Genomic DNA, 18,946 nt, shown 5'->3' on the forward strand with positions numbered 1-18,946 from the left:
GGGAGTATGACGAATCAACGCCGCATATGGCAAAGATAGTTCCGCTTCGCCCCTGGTTTGATGAGCCCACTCCGCATCCCAAGTATCCGCCGGTCGAATCTGCGCGCGAGAAGGCATCTCCGGCCGAAGCCAGAGTCGCGGACCCGCCGGCAGTCGAGCCATCCCTGCGGGAGGAAGCCAAGACCCCGGCGCCGGGATCCACCGTCGTGATCGAGCAGCAGACTCCTGCACCCCCGCTGCAGCGTGGCGGCGACAGGGACGGTGGCGGCTCCTCCGGCGGTGGTGGCGGTGGCGGAGGCGGTGGCGGCACGCCGCGGCTCCAAAAGCGTTCCGGCGACAATGAATTTCGCGACGTACTCGGCAAGGGCCTTGCGAGTGCCCGCCGCAACCTGGTGACCGTGGGGATATTCTCGATCGCGGTCAACCTGCTGGTGCTGGCGATTCCGATCTACCTGTTCAACATGTCCGATCGCGTGATGACCAGCCGCAGCACGGACACGTTGGTGATGCTGACCATCATCGTGGTCGTCGCGATCGCAGCGCATGTGCTCATGGATATGATGCGCCGCGTCATCCTGATGCGGGTTGCGGTGGAGACCGAGGCCCGATTGGGTGGACCGGTCTTGAGCGCCGCCGCCAAGGCCGCGCAGAGCGGATCCAGCCGCGAATTCCAGACCTTGGCGGACCTCCAGCATTTGCGCGCGTTCATTACCGGCCCGGTATTGCTGACGATGTTCGATACGCCGGTGTCGCCGGTCTATTTCGCCGTCGTGTTCCTGATCCATCCGCAGCTCGGATTCATCGTACTGGGCGCAGGCGTCGCGCTGGTCATTGTGGCGCTGTTGAACCAGCGGGTCACCGCGATGCCGTTCAATCAGGCCAACAACTACGGCGCCAGGGCAAACCTGCAGGCGGAATCGATGGCCCGCAATGCCCAGGTCATCAACGCCATGGGCATGATTCCCGAAGGCGTGCAGGTGTGGGGCCGCGAAACCGTGGAGTCCCTTAAGGCGCAGGTGATCGGACAGGACCTCAACATCCTGATGACGGGCGTGTCGAAATTCCTGCGGCTGTGCACCCAGATCGCGATCCTCGGCTGGGGAGCCTGGCTGTCGCTGGAAAACCAGATCACCAGCGGCATGGTGATCGCTGCCTCGATCGTGGCGAGCCGCGCGCTGGCGCCGCTGGAGGGGACTATCGAAGGCTGGCGCAACTTCGTGCAAGCGCGTTCAGCCTATGCCCGCATCAAATCCCTGCTGCTGAACTCGCCGCTCAACCTGGAGCGGCTTCGGCTGCCGCGTCCGGCAGGGTACCTCAGCGTCGAGCGCATTCTCTACGTGCCGCCGCCGAACAAGAAGGTGATCCTGAACGGGATCAGCTTTCAACTGAAGCCTGGAGAGTCCCTTGCCATTGTCGGAGACTCCGGTACCGGCAAAACCATGCTGGCCCGCATGCTGGTCGGATCCATCATTCCAACCGCCGGCAGCGTAAGGCTGGACATGATGGATCTGCGTAACTGGGATCCGCGCCAGTTCGGCGAGAGCGTCGGCTACCTGCCGCAGGATGTGCAACTGTTCCCTGCATCCATCAAGGCCAATATCGGCCGGATGCGCGAAGACGCCCGCGACGAGGATGTGTTCGACGCGGCCGAGGCCGCCGACGTGCACGAACTGATCTCGAGCTTCGCCCAGGGCTACGAGACCATCGTCGGCATGGACGGCAGTCCGCTGTCGGGTGGCCAGCGGCAGCGCATCGGGCTGGCGCGCGCGTTCTATGGCAACCCGCGCCTGCTCGTGCTCGATGAGCCGAATTCGAATCTGGACGCGAATGGCGAGCGGGCGCTCGCCAAGTCGCTGCTGCGCGCCAAGGAAAAGCAGATCACGGTAGTGACGATCACGCAGCGCGCGGCGCTGCTGATGAGCGTCGACAAGATCATGATCCTGCATCAGGGCGCGGTGCAGGCGTTCGGAAGCCGCGACGAGATCATCCCCATGATCACCGGGCGCAAGCCGAACAATCTCCCCAACGGCGATCCCCCTCCTGCGTTGAATTCATAGGGACGTCAGCCGGTTTGACAGCAACGAGGTTACGCGATGGCCAGCAGGAAAATTGCGGACCGCTCCGCAGTATCACAAGGCACCTGGTACGATTCGCTGCCGCGATCGACCAAATTTCCGACGGTTGCCGGCGCGCTGATCATGGCCGTGGTGCTGATGGGGTTCGGCGTCTGGGGCAACACGGCGCCGATCGCCGGCGCGGTGGTCGCGTCGGGCGTGTTCGTCGTTACCGGACAGAACAAGATCGTCCAGCACCTCGAGGGCGGCGTGATCCGTGAGATCTTCGTGCGCGAAGGCGACAAGGTGGAGGCTGGACAAATACTGCTCGAACTCGATGACACGGCGGCACGCGCTGAGTTGCAGCGGCTGTTCCTGCGCCGCATCCGCCTGTCGGCCATGGATGCAAGGCTGCAGGCCGAGATGAGGGAGGAGGCGGATATCACGCTTCCGCCGGAGATCGTCGCTTGGCTGGACAAGTCGCCCGAGGCGAAGGAAATCGTCGACAGCCAGCAGATGACGTTTGCGGCGCGCCGTAACAACCTCAATAGCGACGTCAAGAGTATCCAGGAGAGCATTAACGCTCTGGAGGAGCGGATCCGGGGATCGCGGGTGCAACTGGACGCGGTCAAGCGCCAGATCGTCCTGCTCGATGAGGAGATCGTGACCAAGGACCGCCTGGTGCAAGCCGGACTGGTGCGCAAGCCGGAACTGATGGTGCTGCAGCGGTCGAAGGCCAATCTGGAAGGCGAGGTCGGCCGCATCATGGGCGACATCGGCGATGCCAAGGAACGCATCGCCCGCGCGCTCGAGCAGATCAACGGCGTGCGCAAGACCGCGATCAAGACCGCGGTCGAACAGATGCACGAGGTCCGCGGCGAGCTCGCCGACGTCCGCGAGCGGATGCTGTCCGCCAAGGGCGTACTCGACCGGGTTCGCGTCACGGCCCCGGTGAGTGGCGTCGTTGTCAAGCTGCGCTATCACACGCGGGGCGGGGTGGTCGAGGCCGGCAAGAACATCATGGAGCTGTTGCCGGTGAAGGACGAACTCATCATCGAGGCGCGATTGCGGCCGCAGGACATCGACAGCGTCAAGCACGGACAGGCCGCGATGGTGCGGCTGACGGCGCTGAACCAGCGCATCACGCCGATGGTCTCCGGCGACGTCGTGTACCTGTCGGCCGATACGCTCGCTGACGAAAAGAAGTCCCAGCAGGTCGGGCCGACCGACATCTATCTCGTCCGCGTCAGGCTCAACAGCGAAGAGAGCCGGAATCTTCCGGGCTTCAGTCCGACGCCGGGCATGCCCGCCGAGGTCTACATCAAGACGGCGGAGCGCACGTTCTTCCAGTACCTCATGAGGCCCATCTACGACAGCTTTATGCGCGCATTCCGGGAGCGCTAGGCACACGACAGGAACTCAACACGCACCTTGGAAAGGCGTCCGCCGTGCATATCGACATCATCGAAACCTTGCCCTCGCTGGCGAAACTCGAGGACAACTGGAACGCCGTCTACGACGCGGACGACGAAGCGCAGATATTCCTGTCATGGAAATGGCTCAAAGGCTGGTTGTCCTGCATCCCGGGACCATGGTTCATCCTGGCAGCGAAGGCCGGTGACGCCGCCGATCTGCCTTACGTGGCGTTCTTTCCCTTGCGGCTGCAGACCAAGATCGAGAAATCCGACATCGTCTGCGACATGCGGATGGCAGGTAATTTCGCTGCCGACTACACCGGCTTGATTTGCAGGCCCGAGATGGAGAACAAGGTCATTCCCGCTTTTGCCCGCTACGTCAGGCAGATGAACTGGACGCGCCTCAACCTGGACAATCTGCGGATGTCGGAGCGGCGCGTGCGGTTGCTGCTGGCCTGCTTTCCGAAAGCCGGCTTTCGCTACACGGAGCTCAACAGGATCAACAAGGTCGACGGTATCGATAACGGTCTGTGCCCGTATGTCACGCTGCCGAAGAGCTGGGATGCCTATCTCGAATCGTTGAGCCCCAATACCAGGCAGAAAATCCGGCGTCTCCTGAAGCAGGTCGACGCGAAGGGTGAATATCGAATAACCGTTGCCACGCCCGAGACGTTCGCGCAGGATCTCAAGACCCTGCTGGGATTCTGGGAGACAAAGTGGCGGCCTCGGAAGGGAGATCGTGTCGATAGCCTGGTTCAGTCGAACGGCGTCATGCTGACGCGAAGTTTTGAATCTGGTCTGGTGTACCTGCCGACGTTCTGGCACGGCGACCGAGCCGTCGCGGCGCTGGCCACGCTGGTGGATCCGCGCAAGCGCACCTTCTCGTTCTACATGACCGGACGCGACGAGACGTTCGATGGACCGCCGCCGGGCGTGATCCTGCATGCCTTCAGCATTCGCCACGCGATCGAGCTTGGCTATGCCGAATACGACTTCCTGCGTGGAAACGAACCGTACAAATATTCGTTCGGCTGCGCGGAGCGCAAGATCCTCGGCACCGTTCTGGAGAGCAGGAACGGCAGGGATCTCGGCGGCGGGATCGACCGCAGGAGCATCCCTGACGTCCTGCAACAGGCGACTGAACTTCACCGGAAGGGGAAGGCTGCCGACGCCGAGATGGGCTACCGCCGGATTTTGGACGTGCAGCCGAAACACGCCGACGCGTTGCATCGGCTCGGCCAATTATTGGCGGCCAGGAGTGACTTCACCGCCGCCAAGCGGCTGTTCCGAACCTTGACCACGGTTCGCCCCGATGCGGCCAAGGCATGGCAGTGCCTGGGCCAGGTCTGCGAAAGCCTCGGTCAGCATGAGGAGGCGCTGCGTCAGCATCTCGAGTTCATGCGGCTGCAGCCGGATTCGCCGGACGGGTTCGTCGCGGTCGCCAGATGCATGTCGAAGCTCGGGCGGTTGGCGGAAGTCAACGCCGCGCTGTTGGCCGCGATCGAACCGGCGAGTGGACCGTCGGTGAGGAAGTGGCGCGATTGGCGAAGCATCCCGAACCGGCAGGCTGCGCGCGAAAACTCCATCTCGGCGTAGGGCAGAACTGTCTGAACTGTCCCGTTGGCAGCGCGCGGTGGGGAGGAGGACAGCATGCTCGCGATGACAATAAAGGTCGGTCGTTGGCTGACGGCCGTGATGACGTCCGGGACGCCACCGTTCGTCAATCGCATGGTGCGCCGGTGGATTTCTCGCCATGCATTCGAGACCGAACGTATTTCCTCTCCGGCGCATAGATGAACCGGCGAAGGCGCTCGGCCCCAAGGATGCGATTGCCTAAACAGCCACCCGATCACCGGACTGCGTTACCTGAACGGACACGCGTCAGGATGAGCGCACTCGGAGCGGTGCGATGCCCAAAGTTCGCCGGCCGGGAAGGGGTGGTCATCGGCTCCGGTCGCTATCGCAGCACCGTCCGCATCATGTTCGACGGTTTCAAGTCGCCGATCTCGCTGCACAGCACCTACGTCGAACCGGTGGTTGAGGAAGAAAGTGTCTCCCGCCCGGGCCGGAACGCTTCGCCCCCCGGATCTCACCGCTAGATGTGTGTGTCCGGTGATTCAACGACGCGCCGAAGGCGGAGGGAAGGCGGCAAGTTCCGCCTGGCTGGAACTGTGGCGCCCGCAGATCGTTGGATTGGCGTCGGGCGAACATTCGTTCGTGATCCCGAGCGGGTTTTCTCATTCTGTTGCCGAGGTGCCGTCTGCTGCAAAGCTCATCCATCCTCATTCCTGGCGAAACCGTCTGGAGAAGGTGCAAGGCAGGGCGGCTGACGATCCTCAATGATGCCGCCGCATATTTCGCCGCTTTGCGGGAAGCGCTACTGCTCGCAACGCGGCAGGTGTACATCATCGGCTGGGACATCCACAGCCAGACCCGGTTTGTCGGGCCTTCCGGGTACGCCGACGACGGCTATCCGCAAGAGCTCGGTGCGTTTCTGAAAGCGCTGCTGAAGACGAAGCCCGATCTGCGGATCAACATCCTGAACTGGAATTTCCCGGCCCTCTATGCCGCGGAGCGGGAATGGAATTCGGCCGCCAAGTTCACCGCGCACGCGTCGGACCGGCTGCGCTTTTGTTTCGACTCCAGCCTTCCCTTAGGCTCAGCGCAGCATCAGAAGATCGTCGTCATTGACGGTGCGCTTGGCTTCGCCGGCGGTCTCGATCTGACGATCCGGCGCTGGGACACCAGCGCGCATGAGACGCGTCATCCGCTTCGTACCGATCCCGACGGCAAACCCTATCTGCCGTTTCACGACGTGCAGTGCATGGTGGATGGCGAAGCTGCGGCCAGCCTGACGGAATTGGCGGAGAACAGGTGGCACGCCGCCGGCTGCACGGTCGAAAGACCCGCAGCGACCAAGGGCGAGCGCTGGCCGGCCTCGGTCCCGGTGCAGTGCCGGGGAATGACGGTGGGCATCGCCCGGACCGAGATAGCCACCGCGCGCGGTGGCGGCGTGAACGAAGTCGCGCGGCTGTTCGAAGCCTCCATCAACGCGGCCGACCGCTTGATCTATATCGAAAACCAGTTCACCAGCGCCACCGACATCGCGCGCCTCCTGGCGCAGCGGTTGCTGGACGTGCCGCAGCTTCGCGTCCTGCTCGTCATGCCGAAGATGCATTCGTCCTGGTTCGAATCGCAGGCCATGCAGAGCGGGCGCGGCGGATTTATCGCCCAGTTTGTGTCGGCAGGCGTCATGGACCGGGTCCGCTTCGTCTATCCATCGACGCGGGATGCCGGGCAGGCGGCCGCGGTCATGGTGCACAGCAAGGTGATGATCATCGACGATCGCATCCTGCGCGTGGGATCGGCCAACCTCAACAATCGCTCGATGGGGGCGGACACGGAATGCGACCTGGCCTTCGAGGCGACTTCCGACGCGCATTGTGAATATATCGCCTGGCTTCGCCGTAGTCTGATCGGGCATTTCTGCGGCGTCGATGAACGCGAAATCGAACGCCACGAAGCCGACCTATTCGGATTTCTCGACCGCCTGGCGGAGGACGACGGCCCGAAATCGTTGCAGCCGATCGATCCGGCCGCGTCGGTCGGCGGCGTGGCGGTCATGGTGCAGCCCGTCGCCGATCCCAGGGAACCGCTTCACCTCGACCGCGCCGCCAATCGCATGTGGACGGCAAAAACCATTTTGGCCGTATCCGGCCTCGCTGCGGCGCTCGCCGGCCTGGCGCTGGCCTGGCAGTACACATCGCTGCGCGATTTCGCCGATGTCGGCTTCGTCTCCTCGATCATCTCGCAACCGGCGCGGTCGCAATTCGCGCCGCTATTTGCGATTGCCGCCTTCGTCGTCGGCGGGCTAGTGGTTTTTCCGGTGCTGGTACTGATCGCCGCGACCTCTGCGGCGCTGGGGCCGTGGATGGGTTTCCTGAGCGCAAGCGCCGGCGTGCTGCTCAGCGCGCTCACGCTGTTCTCGATCGGGCGCGTGCTGGGCCAGGCGCGCTTGCAGCGGCTGCTCGGGCGCCGGGCCGCGCGGGTTCAAAGCAGCATCATCGGCAAGGGGGTTATGGCGGTCGCCATGATCCGGATGGTGCCGATCGCCCCGTTCTCGATCGTGAACGTGGTGGCGGGCGCCAGTAAATTGAGCCTGCGCGATTTTATGCTCGGCACCGTGCTCGGCATGGCGCCGGGAATCGCTGTCATGGCCGCGCTCGGCGCGCAGATCGCGGATCTGGCGCGAAACGCCTCCTGGATCAATGTGCTGCTGCTGGCGCTGGCGATCCTCGCCTGGATCGCGCTGTGCCTTGGCGTGCAGTTCCTGGTGACTTGGCTGGCGGGACGAAGAACGTGATGGCTACGATTCGCATCATGACGTGGAACGTTCACGGCATCTTCCACCTCAATCCCGGGTTCGATCTGGATGGCGTCTGTTCCGTCATTCGCCAGTGGTCGCCTGATATCGTGGCCTTGCAGGAGGTCGATTCGCGCGGAAGAACCGACGATCCCTTTGCCCTTCTGGCGAAAGCCGTCGCCGATCACAGCGTCGACGCGCGATCGATCGTCACCGAGGACGGCGACTACGGACAGGTGCTGTTGAGCCGCTGGCCGTTCGCCGAGCCGCCGAGAATTTCCGACGTCTCGTATCAGGAGCGGGAGCCCCGGAGAGCCATTACCGCGCGCATTTTGTCTGATCATGGCGAGATAAGGGTCATTGCCACGCATCTCGGCCTGAGCATCCATGAAAGGCACGCCCAGGCGCATGCCCTGGCCGAGTTGGTGCAGCCGACGCGGACGCTCGTGCTCGGCGATTTCAATGACTGGTTCTGGGTGAAATCGGTGCGGGGCGTGCTGGCGCGGATTTGCCCGGTCCGAACGCGGCTGAGGACGTTTCCGGCGCGCTTGCCGATGATGCGGCTCGACCGAATCTACGCCTCGCCCGATCTCGTGATCCGTTCGGCCTGGACCGATCGCAAGGCGCGCACCTTTTCGGACCATCTTCCCGTCATCGCGGATGTTGCGTTTCCGGAATAGAGGTCCGCATCAGTCGGGTTTGGCCGGGTGCTGCGTTCTCGGGTGGCGCTCATGCAGCAGGCAGGCCAGATCGTGACGCAACTCGGAGCGGTTGCGCATCGCGGTTTCGAACAGCGCCTCCTGAATGTCCCGGGGCATGTCGCCCCAAACCGCAATCGCGGCCTTGCCGAGCAATGATGCAAAGGTCTGTTCGTCGGTCATGTCGATCCTCCCGATTTTCGACGTTTGACCGAAACGAAGGTTCCCCATGGACTGGAATCAATCCGACTTCGTCCGCCGTCGATACCGCGGTCACGGACCAAGCGGCCGCCCGAGCCGGCCGACACCCGGCAGTTTCAAAGCGGGGCGGCGGATGTCGAGGCCGAGAACGCCTCCGAAAAAATTGAGCTCGATGCCTTCGATCCATCCGATCGTCAGTCCAAGGTAACCTCCGAGCGAAGCAAACACGCCGGTCCGCGACGACGTGAAGCCAACCCAATTGCCATGGTAAGGATAATCCTTGCCGATCGCCGTCGGCGGCAACACCGCTTCAAGTTCCGGAACGGCATCCAGTATCGCCTGGATGAACGTGTTGGAGTTCGGACCCGGCCAGGCGCTGTAATCTCCATTGGCTCGAAACTTGTAAGTCTCGATGACCGAGCGGATTTTGGGAATCAGCGCTTCCGCTTTCGGACCATCGACGCTGACGACCGTTTCGGGGATCTCGCCAAACCAGCGCCCGTCGGCCTGGAATCCGTCGATCCGGATCGGCTCACCCCAGGCCGTGTAATCGTAGCGGCTGTAACGACTGGCCCCGCGCTCCTTCACGACGATCCAGGTGTGAACCGCGAATATCCCGCGCCAGCGTACGGTTCTTGCCGCGAATACCCTGACCACGGCATCGGTGTGTTCGGAAGCGTTTGTAAGAAGTCCGGCGCTTGAACGGTCCGCCGTTTGCCAGTTCTCGCGCCTGTCGCCGAGCAGGTATTGCACGGCGGAAACCGCCATGGGAACGAGCATGACCAGAAGGAAAATGACGAGGTATCTCTTCACGGCGGGAAATCAATGTGAGGGGGCACCTGATGTAATGGCTTCAACTCTGATTTCCAGTTCGGCGCTGCGCAATTCCGCGATCAAAAACGAAGAATGCCGAGCGCAAAAAGCAGGCCGATGGTCACGGCTGCCGAAAGCAACAGCGAGCCAAGACATCCCAGCCTGTTCGAGAAAAACAGGAACATTACGCTTCTGCGCCTATGATTTCGCTTCTCCGACCGTGTCGGCCATCTTCGCGCCGCGCTGACCCAGCGGCTTGTTTCCGCCCTCGGTGCTGTCGGCTGCGGTCTGATGCTCGATCTCCGCATTGAGTTCGGCACCGAGCAGCACGACGATCGTGGATATCCACATCCACATCATCAAGCCGATCGCGGCCCCGAGTGAGCCGTACGTCGCGTCGTAGTTTGCGTAATTGGAAAGGTAGAACGACAGCAAGGCCGATCCCGCAAGCCATGCCAGCGTTGCAACCACGCTGCCGACGCTCAGCCAGCGCCATTGCGGCGAGCGGCGGCTCGGTCCGAACCGATAGAGCACCGCGAGGCCAAACAGCATCGTCAGGACCAGGACAGGCCAGCGTCCGAATCGAAACAGCGCATCGGTGACGGCCCCGAGCCCGATCGTGGACAGAACGATCGGAAGCGCGACGACCGAGCCGATGGCGAGAAGCACCGCGACCAGACCGCCGAAGGTCAATGCAAGGGAAACCGCGTTGAGCTTGAGAAAGCCACGCTTCTCGTCCTCGTCATAAACCACATTGAGCGCATCGATGATGGCCTTGATGCCGCCATTGGCGCTCCACAGCGCAAGCAGAAAGGAGAACAGAAAAGCCAACCCCAGCTTGACGTCGCCCTTGGCGAGCACCCGGTCGACCTGGTCTCTGACGATGCCGAGCGCGCCCTCCGGCAGGATACCCGCAAGCATCGTCATGTGGTCGTTGATCGTACTCGCCTTGGCGAACAGCGCGTAGGACGAGACAAGGGCGGTGATCGCCGGGAAGAGGGCAAGCAGGCCATAGAAGACGACGCCTGCGGCAACGGCGAGCAGCCTGTCTTCGCCGACCTGCTGGTAGGTCCTGATCAGGATATCCTTCCATCCGCTCCAGGGAATTTGCCACGGAGATACCGCGCGGCGGCCGCGGCCCTGATCGGCTGGAGATCCTGAAGTATCCGGCTCGCCCTCGGCTGGCTCAGGCTTGGTGTCGTGCAGGTAACTCACATGGCTCACCCGCGTCTCTACGCTTTTAATGCGCAGAGAGCGGCGACGTTCCTGGATCAAGTCGCGATCAGCAGGTGGCGACACCACGCCGGAGCGCGGTGTCGGCTGGTGGCGATCTAGCGGCCCCAGCGCAACACCACGGGATCGAGCTGGCGGGCGATTTCGATGAGACCCGCGCGCGCCGCCGGGTGAACCCTTTGCAGGGGATGACGAACCGCGTCCGAACCGATCACGCCGCCTTCCTTCATCAGTATCTTGGCGGCCTGCAAGCCGCACTGACGGTTCTCGTAATTGATCAGCGGCAGCCAGCGCGCATAAGCTGCCATCGCCTCCTCGCGGCGGCCTGCGAGATAGGGATCGATGATCTGCCGGATGCCATCGGGATAGCCGCCCCCGGTCATGGCGCCGGTTGCGCCTGCGTCGAGATCGGCCATCAGCGTGATCGCTTCCTCGCCGTCCCAGGGGCCTTCGATGTTGTCGCCGCCGGCCGCGATCAGATCGCGAAGCTTCGCCGCCGCCATCGGCACCTCGATCTTGAAATAGCGGATATTCGGAATTTCCCGCGCCATGCGGGCCAGCAGGTCGACCGAAAGCGGCGTCCCGGCAACGGGCGCATCCTGGATCATGATGGGAATGTCGATGGTGTCGGAGACGGTGCGATAGAACTCGAAAATGGCCTTTTCCGGCACGCGGAACGTGGCGCCGTGATACGGCGGCATGATCATCACCATCGCCGCGCCCGCGTCCTGGGCCTGGCGGCTGCGCTCGGCGCAGATGCGCGAACCGAAATGCGTCGTCGTCACGATCACCGGCACGCGGCCGGCGACGTGCTCCAGCACCGCGACCATCACCTTTTCGCGCTCGGCATCGGTGAGGACGAACTGCTCGGAGAAATTGGCCAGAATGCACAGGCCGTTCGAGCCGGCGTCGATCATGAAATCGATGCAGCGCCGCTGCCCTTCGAGATCGAGCTCTCCGTGGTCGTCGAAGATGGTCGGAGCGACGGGGTAGACGCCGCGATAGGGCCGTTGTGCAGTCGAGGTCATTTAGGGATGTTCCGTTCGAAAGGGATCAGTGATTGTATGGCCGTCCCATTCATTCATCAACATGATAGGCTCGCCACGATCGGGCAGCCAGACAAGGAAAAACACCGATGGGGGGAGTTCTGGAGGGCATTCGTGTCCTCGATTTCGGGCGTTATATCGCAGGACCGTATTGCGCGACATTGCTGGCGGAGTTCGGTGCGGAAGTCATCCGGGTGGAAAAGCGCGACGGCAGCGAGGACCGTTTCGTGGCGCCGGTCGGCGAAGGCGGCGAGGGCGCGTTGTTCCTCCAGGTCAACCGCAACAAGAAATGCATCACGCTCGATCCGATGAAGCCGCAAGGCCAGGAGGTGATGCGCCGGCTGGTTGCGACATCGGACGTCGTCGTCGCCAACCTGCCGCCGCAGACGCTGCGCGCGATGAAGCTCGACTATGAATCGCTGAAGGCGATCAAGCCGGACATCATCCTGACGACGGCGACTGCCTTCGGTGGGCCGGGGCCATGGTCGGACCGCGTCGGCTTCGACGGCGTGGGCCAGGTGATGTCGGGCGCGGTCTACATGACGGGCAAGGGCGATCCGCCGTATCGCGCCGCGGTGAACTGGGTCGATTTCGGCACCGCGCTGCATTGCGCGTTCGGTACGCTCGCCGCGCTGATCGAGCGCGGCAAATCCGGGCGCGGGCAGATCGTCGAGGGCGCGCTGCTCGCAACCGCGCTGTCCTTCACCAACGCAACGCTGATCGAGCAGGCGGTGATATCTGCCAACCGCGTGCCCACGGGCAATCTCGGCCAGACCGCGGCGCCCGCCGACATCTACCGCACCAGGGACGGCTGGGTGTTGTGCCAGGTCACAGGGCACCCGCTGTTCATCCGCTGGGCCAGATTGATGGGCGAGGATCACTGGCTCAGCGATCCGCGCTTTGCCGACGACATCAAGCGCGGCGATCACGGTCCCATCATCAGTGAGCGAATGGCGCGCTGGTGCGCCGAGCGCACCACGCAGCAAGCCGTCGATACGCTCGGCCAGGCGATGATCCCGGCCGGTCCGGTCTTGAGCCCGCAACAGGTGCTGGAGCATCCGCACATCCGCGCCGCCGGTTTCATGCAGGATGTCGACTACCCCGGCTTGCCGAACCCCGCGCCAGTGGCGCGCGCCGCGGTGCGGCTGTCGGAGACATCAGGCGAAATCGTCACGCGCCCGCCGACACTCGGCGAGCACACCGATCGCGTGCTGGCCGACATCGGCTACGACGCGGATGCGATTGCAGCGCTGCGAAAAGACGGGATTATTTAACATGCAGGGTGGGCGAAGGAGCGTGAGCGACGTGCCCACCATCTATCGTCGAGCTCGCTTCTCGATGGTGGGCACGCTTCCGCCTTCGCTCATGGAGCTACGGCGGACGTGGTCGCTTTGCCCACCCTACGGGCCACGACGGACGTGGCTCTCCCTTCCTTGCAAAAGCTTGAAGTTTAAAATATATGCTGAACCCTGATCCTGGAGGCTTGACCGATGTCCCAATTGTCGCGTTCCTCCCATGCGCTCGTCACCGGCGGCGGGCGGGGCATTGGCCTTGCGATATCGGCGGCGCTGTCGAAAGCTGGTGCAACGGTAACAGTGCTCGGGCGCAACCGCGCGACATTGGATGAAGCGGTTGCGTCCGGCGCGGCGCAGTTTGCAGCGGTCGCTGATGTCGCCGACCAGGCTTCAGTCAAGTCGGCAGTAGCGGAAGCCGCCGCGCGGCAGCCGATCGACATTCTCATCACCAATGCCGGCGCGGCGGAGTCCGCGCCGTTCGGCCGCTCCGACGCGGCGCTGTTCCAGCGGATGATGGACGTCAATTTCATGGGCGTGGTCCACGCCACGCAGGCCGTGCTGCCGGGAATGTTGGAGCGCCGCCGCGGCCGGATCGTCGCCGTCGCGTCGACCGCCGGCCTCAAGGGCTACGCTTATGTCTCGGCCTACAGCGCGGCGAAACACGCGGTGATCGGCCTTGTCCGTTCGCTGGCGCAGGAGACGGCCAAGAGCGGCGTTACCGTGAATGCCGTGTGTCCCGGCTTCACCGAGACCGATCTGCTGGAAGGCTCGATCGACAACATCATCAAGAAGACTGGCCGCAGCCGCGAGGAAGCGATTGCGGAGTTGTCAAAGCACAATCCGCAGGGACGTCTCGTGGCGCCGTCGGAAGTAGCTGATACCGTGCTCTGGCTCTGCGGCGAGGGCGCCGGCGCCATCACCGGACAGGCCATCGCGGTTGCCGGTGGCGAGGTCTGAGCGGTCAACGACAATGCAATTCAGGGAGATCCCATGAGCAAGCCTGCCAACCCCGTCACGCTGCCGCTGGCCGACTACTCGCCGAAACATTTTGTGCTGACGGTCGTGGATCGCGTCGCCACGGTGACGCTCAATCGTCCCGAGCGAAAGAATCCGCTGACGTTCGAAAGCTATCGCGAACTCACGGACTTTTTCCGCGCCTGCGCGATGGACGATGAGGTCAAGACCGTCGTCGTGACCGGTGCCGGCGGCAATTTCTCCTCCGGCGGCGACGTGTTCGAGATCATCGGTCCCTTGATCCAGATGGACACCAAGGGACTGACCGGTTTCACCCGCATGACCGGCGACCTGGTGAAAGCGATGCGCGCGTGTCCGCAGCCGATCGTCGCCGCCGTCGAAGGCATCTGCGCCGGAGCGGGTGCGATCATCGCCATGGCGTCCGACATGCGCTTGGCCGCCACCGGCGCCAAGGTCGCGTTCCTGTTCAACAAGGTCGGGCTCGCCGGCTGCGACATGGGCGCCTGCGCGATCCTGCCGCGCATCATCGGGCAATCACGGGCGTCGGAACTGCTCTACACCGGCCGCTTCATGACCGCGGAGGAGGGCGAGAAATGGGGCTTCTTCTCCAGGATCGTCACCCCGGAACAGGTGCTGCCGCAGGCGCAATTATTGGCCAAGCAGATTTCGGAAGGACCCACCTTCGCCAACACCATGACCAAGCGTATGCTGGCGATGGAATGGGCAATGTCGGTGGAGGAAGCGATCGAGGCCGAGGCGGTGGCGCAAGCGCTCTGCATGACCACGGAAGATTTCGCGAGGGCGTTCGAGGCGTTCTCGAACAAGCGAACCCCGGTGTTCCAGGGGAATTGAGGCCCGCAGTACCGTAGCCCGGGTGAGCGCAGCGATACCCGGGACCGCTGCCCGCATATCGCTTCGCTCGTGCTGGACTGCGAACTGGCGAGATCCCCGGATGTCGCTCCGCTCATCCGGGCTACGAAGGGCCGAAGGCCCCCTTGCCCCGAAATTATTTTAGGCTTAAAGTAATTCGGAACTAGCCCGACAGCCTGTTTCGGAGGCGGTAGATGAAGATCGCGATAATCGGCGGCGGACCGGCCGGTCTCTATGCCGCGATCCTCTTGAAGAAACAGCGGCCGCAGGCCGAGATCACCGTCTACGAGCGCAACCGCGCCGACGACACCTTCGGCTTCGGCGTCGTATTCTCCGACGCCACGCTGGATAATTTCGAAAAGTACGATCCGCCGAGCTATCGCCGCATCACCGAGGAATTCGCCTATTGGGACGACATCGCCGTGCATTTCCGCGGCACCGTCCACCGCGTCGGCGGCAACGGCTTTTGCGGCTGCTCGCGCCGAACGCTGCTGTTGATCCTGCAGGAGCGCGCCCGCGAACTCGGCGTGACGCTGTTGTTCGAAACCGACATCGACGACGAAGCCCGCTTTGCCGACACCGATCTCATCGTGCTCGCCGACGGCATCAACAGCCGCTTCCGCGACAAGCACATCGAGCATTTCCAGCCGCAGATCGACCTGCGCTCCAACAAATTCGCGTGGATGGGCTCGACCCGGCCGCTCGACGCCTTCACCTTCATCTTTCAGGAGACAGAGTGGGGGCCGTTCATCGCGCACGCCTATCAATACGAGGCGGGGCGCTCGACGTGGATCTTCGAGACCGACGCCGAAACCTTCCAACGCGCCGGCCTCGAAGGCCTCAGCGAACGTGAGTCCGCCGATCGCATGGCCGAAATCTTCGGCTGGTTCCTCGACGGCCATCCGCTGCTGATCAACCGCTCGACGTGGCGCAATTTTCCGATGATCCGCAGCCAACGCTGGATCAAGGACAACATGGTGCTGCTCGGCGACGCCAAGGCGACCGCGCATTTCTCGATCGGCTCGGGCACCAAGCTCGCGATGGAAGACGCGATTGCGCTCGCCGACGCCATGGCGCAGGCGCCGACCGTTGACGCCGCGTTGCAGACCTACGAGCAGGGGCGGCGCGAGGAGGTCGAGAAGATCCAGCATGCCGCCGACGTGTCGCTGGTCTGGTTCGAGCATGTCGACCGCTTCTGGGATTTCGATCCCGTGCAGTTTGCGTTCGGCGTCATGACCCGCGCCAAGGCGATCACTTACGATAACCTCACACTGCGCGCGCCGGAGTTCGTCCGCGAGGTCGACAAGGCGTTTGCGAAGCAGGTTCGCGCCAAAGGGTTCGATGTCGACCTCGACAAGCCAGTGGCGCCGATGTTCCAGCCGCTCAGGCTGCGCGAGATGGAAGTCGCGAACCGCGCGGTGGTGTCGCCGATGTGCATGTATTCGGCGAAAGACGGCGTGCCCGGCGATTTCCATCTGGTGCACTACGGCTCGCGCGCCATCGGCGGCGCGGGACTGATCTTCACCGAGATGACCTGCGTCGGCCGCGACGCCCGCATCACGCCCGGCTGCACCGGTCTGTGGAACGACGAGCAGCAGGCCGCCTGGACGCGGATCGTCGATTTCGTCCACGCCAATTCGGCTGCGAAGATCTGCCTGCAACTCGGACACGCCGGCCGCAAGGGCGCAACCAAATTGATGTGGGAGGGCATGGACCGGCCGCTGGAAGAGGGCGGCTGGGATACGATCTCGGCGTCTCCGTTGCCCTACTTCCCGGACAGCCAGGTGCCGCGCGAAATGGATCGCGCCGCGATGGACCACGTCAAGAAAGAGTTCGTGGCGGCCACCTTGCGTGGCGAAGCCTGCGGGTTCGATATGCTGGAGCTGCACTGCGCCCATGGCTATCTGCTGGCGAGTTTCGTCTCGCCGCTGACCAACCAACGCACTGACGAATATGGCGGCGCGCTCGCCAACCGGCTGCGCTATCCGCTCGAAGTGTTCGAGGCGATGCGTGCGGCGTGGCCGGCGCACAAGCCGATGTCGGTTCGCATCTCGGCGACCGACTGGGCCGCGGGCGGCATCACCGGCGACGATGCGGTTGCGATCGCGCGCGCCTTCGCCGAAGCCGGCGTCGATCTGGTCGACGTCTCCACGGGCCAGACCGTGCGCGATGCGCAGCCGGTCTATGGCCGCATGTTCCAGACGCCGTTTTCCGATCAGGTCCGGAACGAAGCCCGCGTCGCGACCATGTGCGTCGGGAACATCACCACCGCAGACCAGGTCAACACGATTCTGGCCGCCGGTCGCGCCGATCTCGTCGCGCTCGCCCGGCCGCATCTGGTCGATCCGTCCTTCACGATGCGGGCGGCCGCCTGGTATGGCGCCGACATCGCCTGTCCGCCGCAATATCTGCCCGGCAAGGAACAAATTTTCCGCAACAGCGTGCGCGACCGGCAGGATTTCGAAGACCTCAAGGTTAAGGCTAAACCGAAAACCCGCGCTGAGCTGAAGGCCGAGGCGACAAAGCCGCTTGCAGCCGAATAGGCTGAATGGCAGGCTCCCTCGCCCCGCGCCAGCGGGGAGAGGTCGAAGAATAGAGTGGAGTTACGCGCATGAAAGCGATCATCGTCGGAGGCGGCATCGGAGGCCTTACCACCGCGCTGATGCTGCGCGCCCGCGGCATCGATTGCGAAGTGTTCGAGCAGTCCGATACCATCCGCGAACTCGGCGTCGGCATCAACACGCTGCCGCATGCGATCAGAGAATTGACCGCCCTCGGCCTGTTGGACCGGCTCGATGCTGCCGCTGTTCGTACCGATCAACTGTACTATCTCAGCCGCCACGGCCAGGAAGTCTGGCGCGAGCCGCGCGGCCTCGATGCCGGACACGACGTGCCGCAATTCTCGGTCCACCGCGGTCGCCTGCAAAGCGTGATTCATCGCGCCGTCGAGGAACGGCTCGGCCACGAGGCGATCCACACCGGTTGCCGTCTCGGCTCGTTTGCGCAGCACGAGGGCGGCGTGGTCGCTCACTTCTTCGACCGCACCGGCGCCCATGTCAAAACCGCGCGCGGCGATATCTTGATCGGCGCCGACGGCATTCATTCGCGCGTCCGCGAGATGCTGTTTCCCGACGAGGGGCCGCCGTGCTGGAACGGCCTAATGCTGTGGCGTGGCGCGCGCGACTGGCCAGCCTTCCTGACCGGCCGCTCGATGATCGTGGCCGGTGGGTTGAATGCCAAGGTCGTGGTCTATCCGATTGCGGAAGGCTCGAGTCCATCGAGCCGGCTGACCAACTGGGCGGTGCTGGTGAAGATCGGCGACGGCAATTCACCGCCGCCGCGCCGCGAGGACTGGTCGCGGCCCGGCAAGCGCGAGGAACTGATGCCCCATGTCGAGCGCTTCAAGGTGCCGTATGTCGACGTGCGCAGCCTGATTTCGGCGACGCCGGAATTTTACGAATATCCGTGCTGCGACCGCGATCCCCTGCCGTACTGGACCTGGGGACGCGTCACGCTGCTCGGCGACGCCGCGCACCCGATGTATCCAGTCGGATCCAATGGCGCCTCGCAGGCAATCCTTGACGCGCGGGCGCTCGCCGATGAGCTGGCGCGTGCCGAGCATCCGCGCCAGGCGCTGGTCGCCTATGAGAAGAAGCGCCTGCCGATGACGGCGGAGATCGTGCGCGCGAACCGCCGCGGCGGCCCCGAGGGCGTGATCGACGCCGTCGAGCAACTGGCGCCGGACGGCTTTACCGACATCGAGAAGGTGCTGAGCCACGCCCAGCGCGAAGCCATCGTCCGCGGCTACGCGTCCAAGGCCGGCTTCGCCCCGCCGCAGGTCGGGCTCGCGGCGGTGCGGGCGTAGGGAGCAACGTCCTCATCCTGAGGAGCGGCGTCTCTGCCGCGTCTCGAAGGATGAAGGCTCGGCTGTGGCCTCATGGTTCGAGACGGCGCTGAAGAAGCGCCTCCTCACCATGAGGGTC

At 63.8% G+C, this 18,946-nt stretch carries 15 protein-coding genes; 11 read left to right on the forward strand and 4 right to left on the reverse strand.

Annotated elements, in window-relative coordinates; genetic code table 11:
• The first annotated feature begins 26 nt into the window (after window positions 1-26).
• From V1292_RS16925 to V1292_RS16950, 6 genes are all read left to right on the forward strand, one after another.
• Window positions 27-2,057, forward strand: coding sequence for a type I secretion system permease/ATPase (locus V1292_RS16925; protein WP_334373862.1), 2,031 nt, complete (start codon window positions 27-29; stop codon window positions 2,055-2,057).
• A gap of 36 nt (window positions 2,058-2,093) precedes the next feature.
• The gene (locus tag V1292_RS16930) at window positions 2,094-3,458 is read left to right on the forward strand and encodes an HlyD family type I secretion periplasmic adaptor subunit (protein ID WP_334373863.1); all 1,365 of its coding nucleotides are present in this window, start codon (window positions 2,094-2,096) and stop codon (window positions 3,456-3,458) included.
• A gap of 44 nt (window positions 3,459-3,502) precedes the next feature.
• Complete coding sequence (locus V1292_RS16935; protein WP_334373864.1) at window positions 3,503-5,065, forward strand: GNAT family N-acetyltransferase; 1,563 nt, start codon at window positions 3,503-3,505, stop codon at window positions 5,063-5,065.
• Between the two features lie 290 nt (window positions 5,066-5,355).
• The gene (locus tag V1292_RS16940; RefSeq protein WP_334373865.1) at window positions 5,356-5,568 is read left to right on the forward strand and encodes a hypothetical protein; all 213 of its coding nucleotides are present in this window, start codon (window positions 5,356-5,358) and stop codon (window positions 5,566-5,568) included.
• Window positions 5,569-5,714: 146 nt separating this feature from the next.
• Window positions 5,715-7,832, forward strand: coding sequence for a VTT domain-containing protein (locus V1292_RS16945; protein ID WP_334373866.1), 2,118 nt, complete (start codon window positions 5,715-5,717; stop codon window positions 7,830-7,832).
• Window positions 7,832-8,512 (forward strand): endonuclease/exonuclease/phosphatase family protein, encoded by a 681-nt coding sequence (locus V1292_RS16950; RefSeq protein ID WP_334373867.1) that lies wholly within the window; start codon window positions 7,832-7,834, stop codon window positions 8,510-8,512. Before V1292_RS16945 ends, V1292_RS16950 begins: the two co-directional genes overlap by 1 nt.
• Before the next feature lie 9 nt (window positions 8,513-8,521).
• On the opposite strand, the gene V1292_RS16955 is transcribed toward V1292_RS16950, so the two are convergent.
• The 4 genes from V1292_RS16955 to V1292_RS16970 all read right to left on the reverse strand — a co-directional run bounded on the left by V1292_RS16955 (window position 8,522) and on the right by V1292_RS16970 (window position 11,805).
• Window positions 8,522-8,713 (reverse strand): hypothetical protein, encoded by a 192-nt coding sequence (locus tag V1292_RS16955; protein ID WP_334373868.1) that lies wholly within the window; start codon window positions 8,711-8,713, stop codon window positions 8,522-8,524.
• A gap of 90 nt (window positions 8,714-8,803) precedes the next feature.
• Window positions 8,804-9,511 (reverse strand): DUF3750 domain-containing protein, encoded by a 708-nt coding sequence (locus V1292_RS16960; RefSeq protein WP_334377076.1) that lies wholly within the window; start codon window positions 9,509-9,511, stop codon window positions 8,804-8,806.
• 231 nt (window positions 9,512-9,742) lie between these two features.
• On the reverse strand, window positions 9,743-10,768 hold the full coding sequence (locus tag V1292_RS16965) for a YihY/virulence factor BrkB family protein (RefSeq protein ID WP_334373869.1): 1,026 nt from the start codon (window positions 10,766-10,768) through the stop codon (window positions 9,743-9,745).
• A gap of 107 nt (window positions 10,769-10,875) precedes the next feature.
• Window positions 10,876-11,805, reverse strand: a complete 930-nt coding sequence (locus V1292_RS16970; RefSeq protein ID WP_334373870.1) for a dihydrodipicolinate synthase family protein — start codon at window positions 11,803-11,805, stop codon at window positions 10,876-10,878.
• Between the two features lie 107 nt (window positions 11,806-11,912).
• On the opposite strand from V1292_RS16970, the gene V1292_RS16975 reads away from it, so the two are divergent.
• From V1292_RS16975 to V1292_RS16995, 5 genes are all read left to right on the forward strand, one after another.
• On the forward strand, window positions 11,913-13,097 hold the full coding sequence (locus V1292_RS16975) for a CaiB/BaiF CoA transferase family protein (protein ID WP_334373871.1): 1,185 nt from the start codon (window positions 11,913-11,915) through the stop codon (window positions 13,095-13,097).
• Between the two features lie 216 nt (window positions 13,098-13,313).
• Entirely contained in the window at window positions 13,314-14,075 is a 762-nt protein-coding gene (locus V1292_RS16980; RefSeq protein WP_334373873.1) for an SDR family NAD(P)-dependent oxidoreductase, read from the forward strand.
• A 33-nt stretch (window positions 14,076-14,108) separates the two neighbouring features.
• Entirely contained in the window at window positions 14,109-14,945 is an 837-nt protein-coding gene (locus tag V1292_RS16985; RefSeq protein WP_334373874.1) for an enoyl-CoA hydratase family protein, read from the forward strand.
• 212 nt (window positions 14,946-15,157) lie between these two features.
• The gene (locus V1292_RS16990; RefSeq protein WP_334373875.1) at window positions 15,158-17,506 is read left to right on the forward strand and encodes a bifunctional salicylyl-CoA 5-hydroxylase/oxidoreductase; all 2,349 of its coding nucleotides are present in this window, start codon (window positions 15,158-15,160) and stop codon (window positions 17,504-17,506) included.
• A 68-nt stretch (window positions 17,507-17,574) separates the two neighbouring features.
• Window positions 17,575-18,828 carry a flavin-dependent oxidoreductase gene (locus V1292_RS16995; protein ID WP_334373876.1) on the forward strand — a complete coding sequence of 418 codons (1,254 nt, stop codon included), beginning with the start codon at window positions 17,575-17,577 and terminating at the stop codon, window positions 18,826-18,828.
• The last annotated feature ends 118 nt before the right edge of the window (window positions 18,829-18,946 follow it).

The organism is Bradyrhizobium sp. AZCC 1719, assembly GCF_036924525.1.
Lineage (GTDB): Bacteria > Pseudomonadota > Alphaproteobacteria > Rhizobiales > Xanthobacteraceae > Bradyrhizobium.

What these genes read in the sequence shown, in the direction of transcription:
- V1292_RS16925 (WP_334373862.1), top strand. Translation starts at nt 27, where the DNA reads ATGGCAAAGATAGTTCCGCTTCGCCCCTGGTTTGATGAGCCCACTCCG.
- V1292_RS16930 (WP_334373863.1), top strand. Translation starts at nt 2,094, where the DNA reads ATGGCCAGCAGGAAAATTGCGGACCGCTCCGCAGTATCACAAGGCACC.
- V1292_RS16940 (WP_334373865.1), top strand. Translation starts at nt 5,356, where the DNA reads ATGAGCGCACTCGGAGCGGTGCGATGCCCAAAGTTCGCCGGCCGGGAA.
- V1292_RS16950 (WP_334373867.1), top strand. Translation starts at nt 7,832, where the DNA reads ATGGCTACGATTCGCATCATGACGTGGAACGTTCACGGCATCTTCCAC.
- V1292_RS16955 (WP_334373868.1), bottom strand. Translation starts at nt 8,713, where the DNA reads ATGACCGACGAACAGACCTTTGCATCATTGCTCGGCAAGGCCGCGATT.
- V1292_RS16960 (WP_334377076.1), bottom strand. Translation starts at nt 9,511, where the DNA reads ATGCTCGTTCCCATGGCGGTTTCCGCCGTGCAATACCTGCTCGGCGAC.
- V1292_RS16970 (WP_334373870.1), bottom strand. Translation starts at nt 11,805, where the DNA reads ATGACCTCGACTGCACAACGGCCCTATCGCGGCGTCTACCCCGTCGCT.
- V1292_RS16975 (WP_334373871.1), top strand. Translation starts at nt 11,913, where the DNA reads ATGGGGGGAGTTCTGGAGGGCATTCGTGTCCTCGATTTCGGGCGTTAT.
- V1292_RS16980 (WP_334373873.1), top strand. Translation starts at nt 13,314, where the DNA reads ATGTCCCAATTGTCGCGTTCCTCCCATGCGCTCGTCACCGGCGGCGGG.
- V1292_RS16985 (WP_334373874.1), top strand. Translation starts at nt 14,109, where the DNA reads ATGAGCAAGCCTGCCAACCCCGTCACGCTGCCGCTGGCCGACTACTCG.
- V1292_RS16990 (WP_334373875.1), top strand. Translation starts at nt 15,158, where the DNA reads ATGAAGATCGCGATAATCGGCGGCGGACCGGCCGGTCTCTATGCCGCG.
- V1292_RS16995 (WP_334373876.1), top strand. Translation starts at nt 17,575, where the DNA reads ATGAAAGCGATCATCGTCGGAGGCGGCATCGGAGGCCTTACCACCGCG.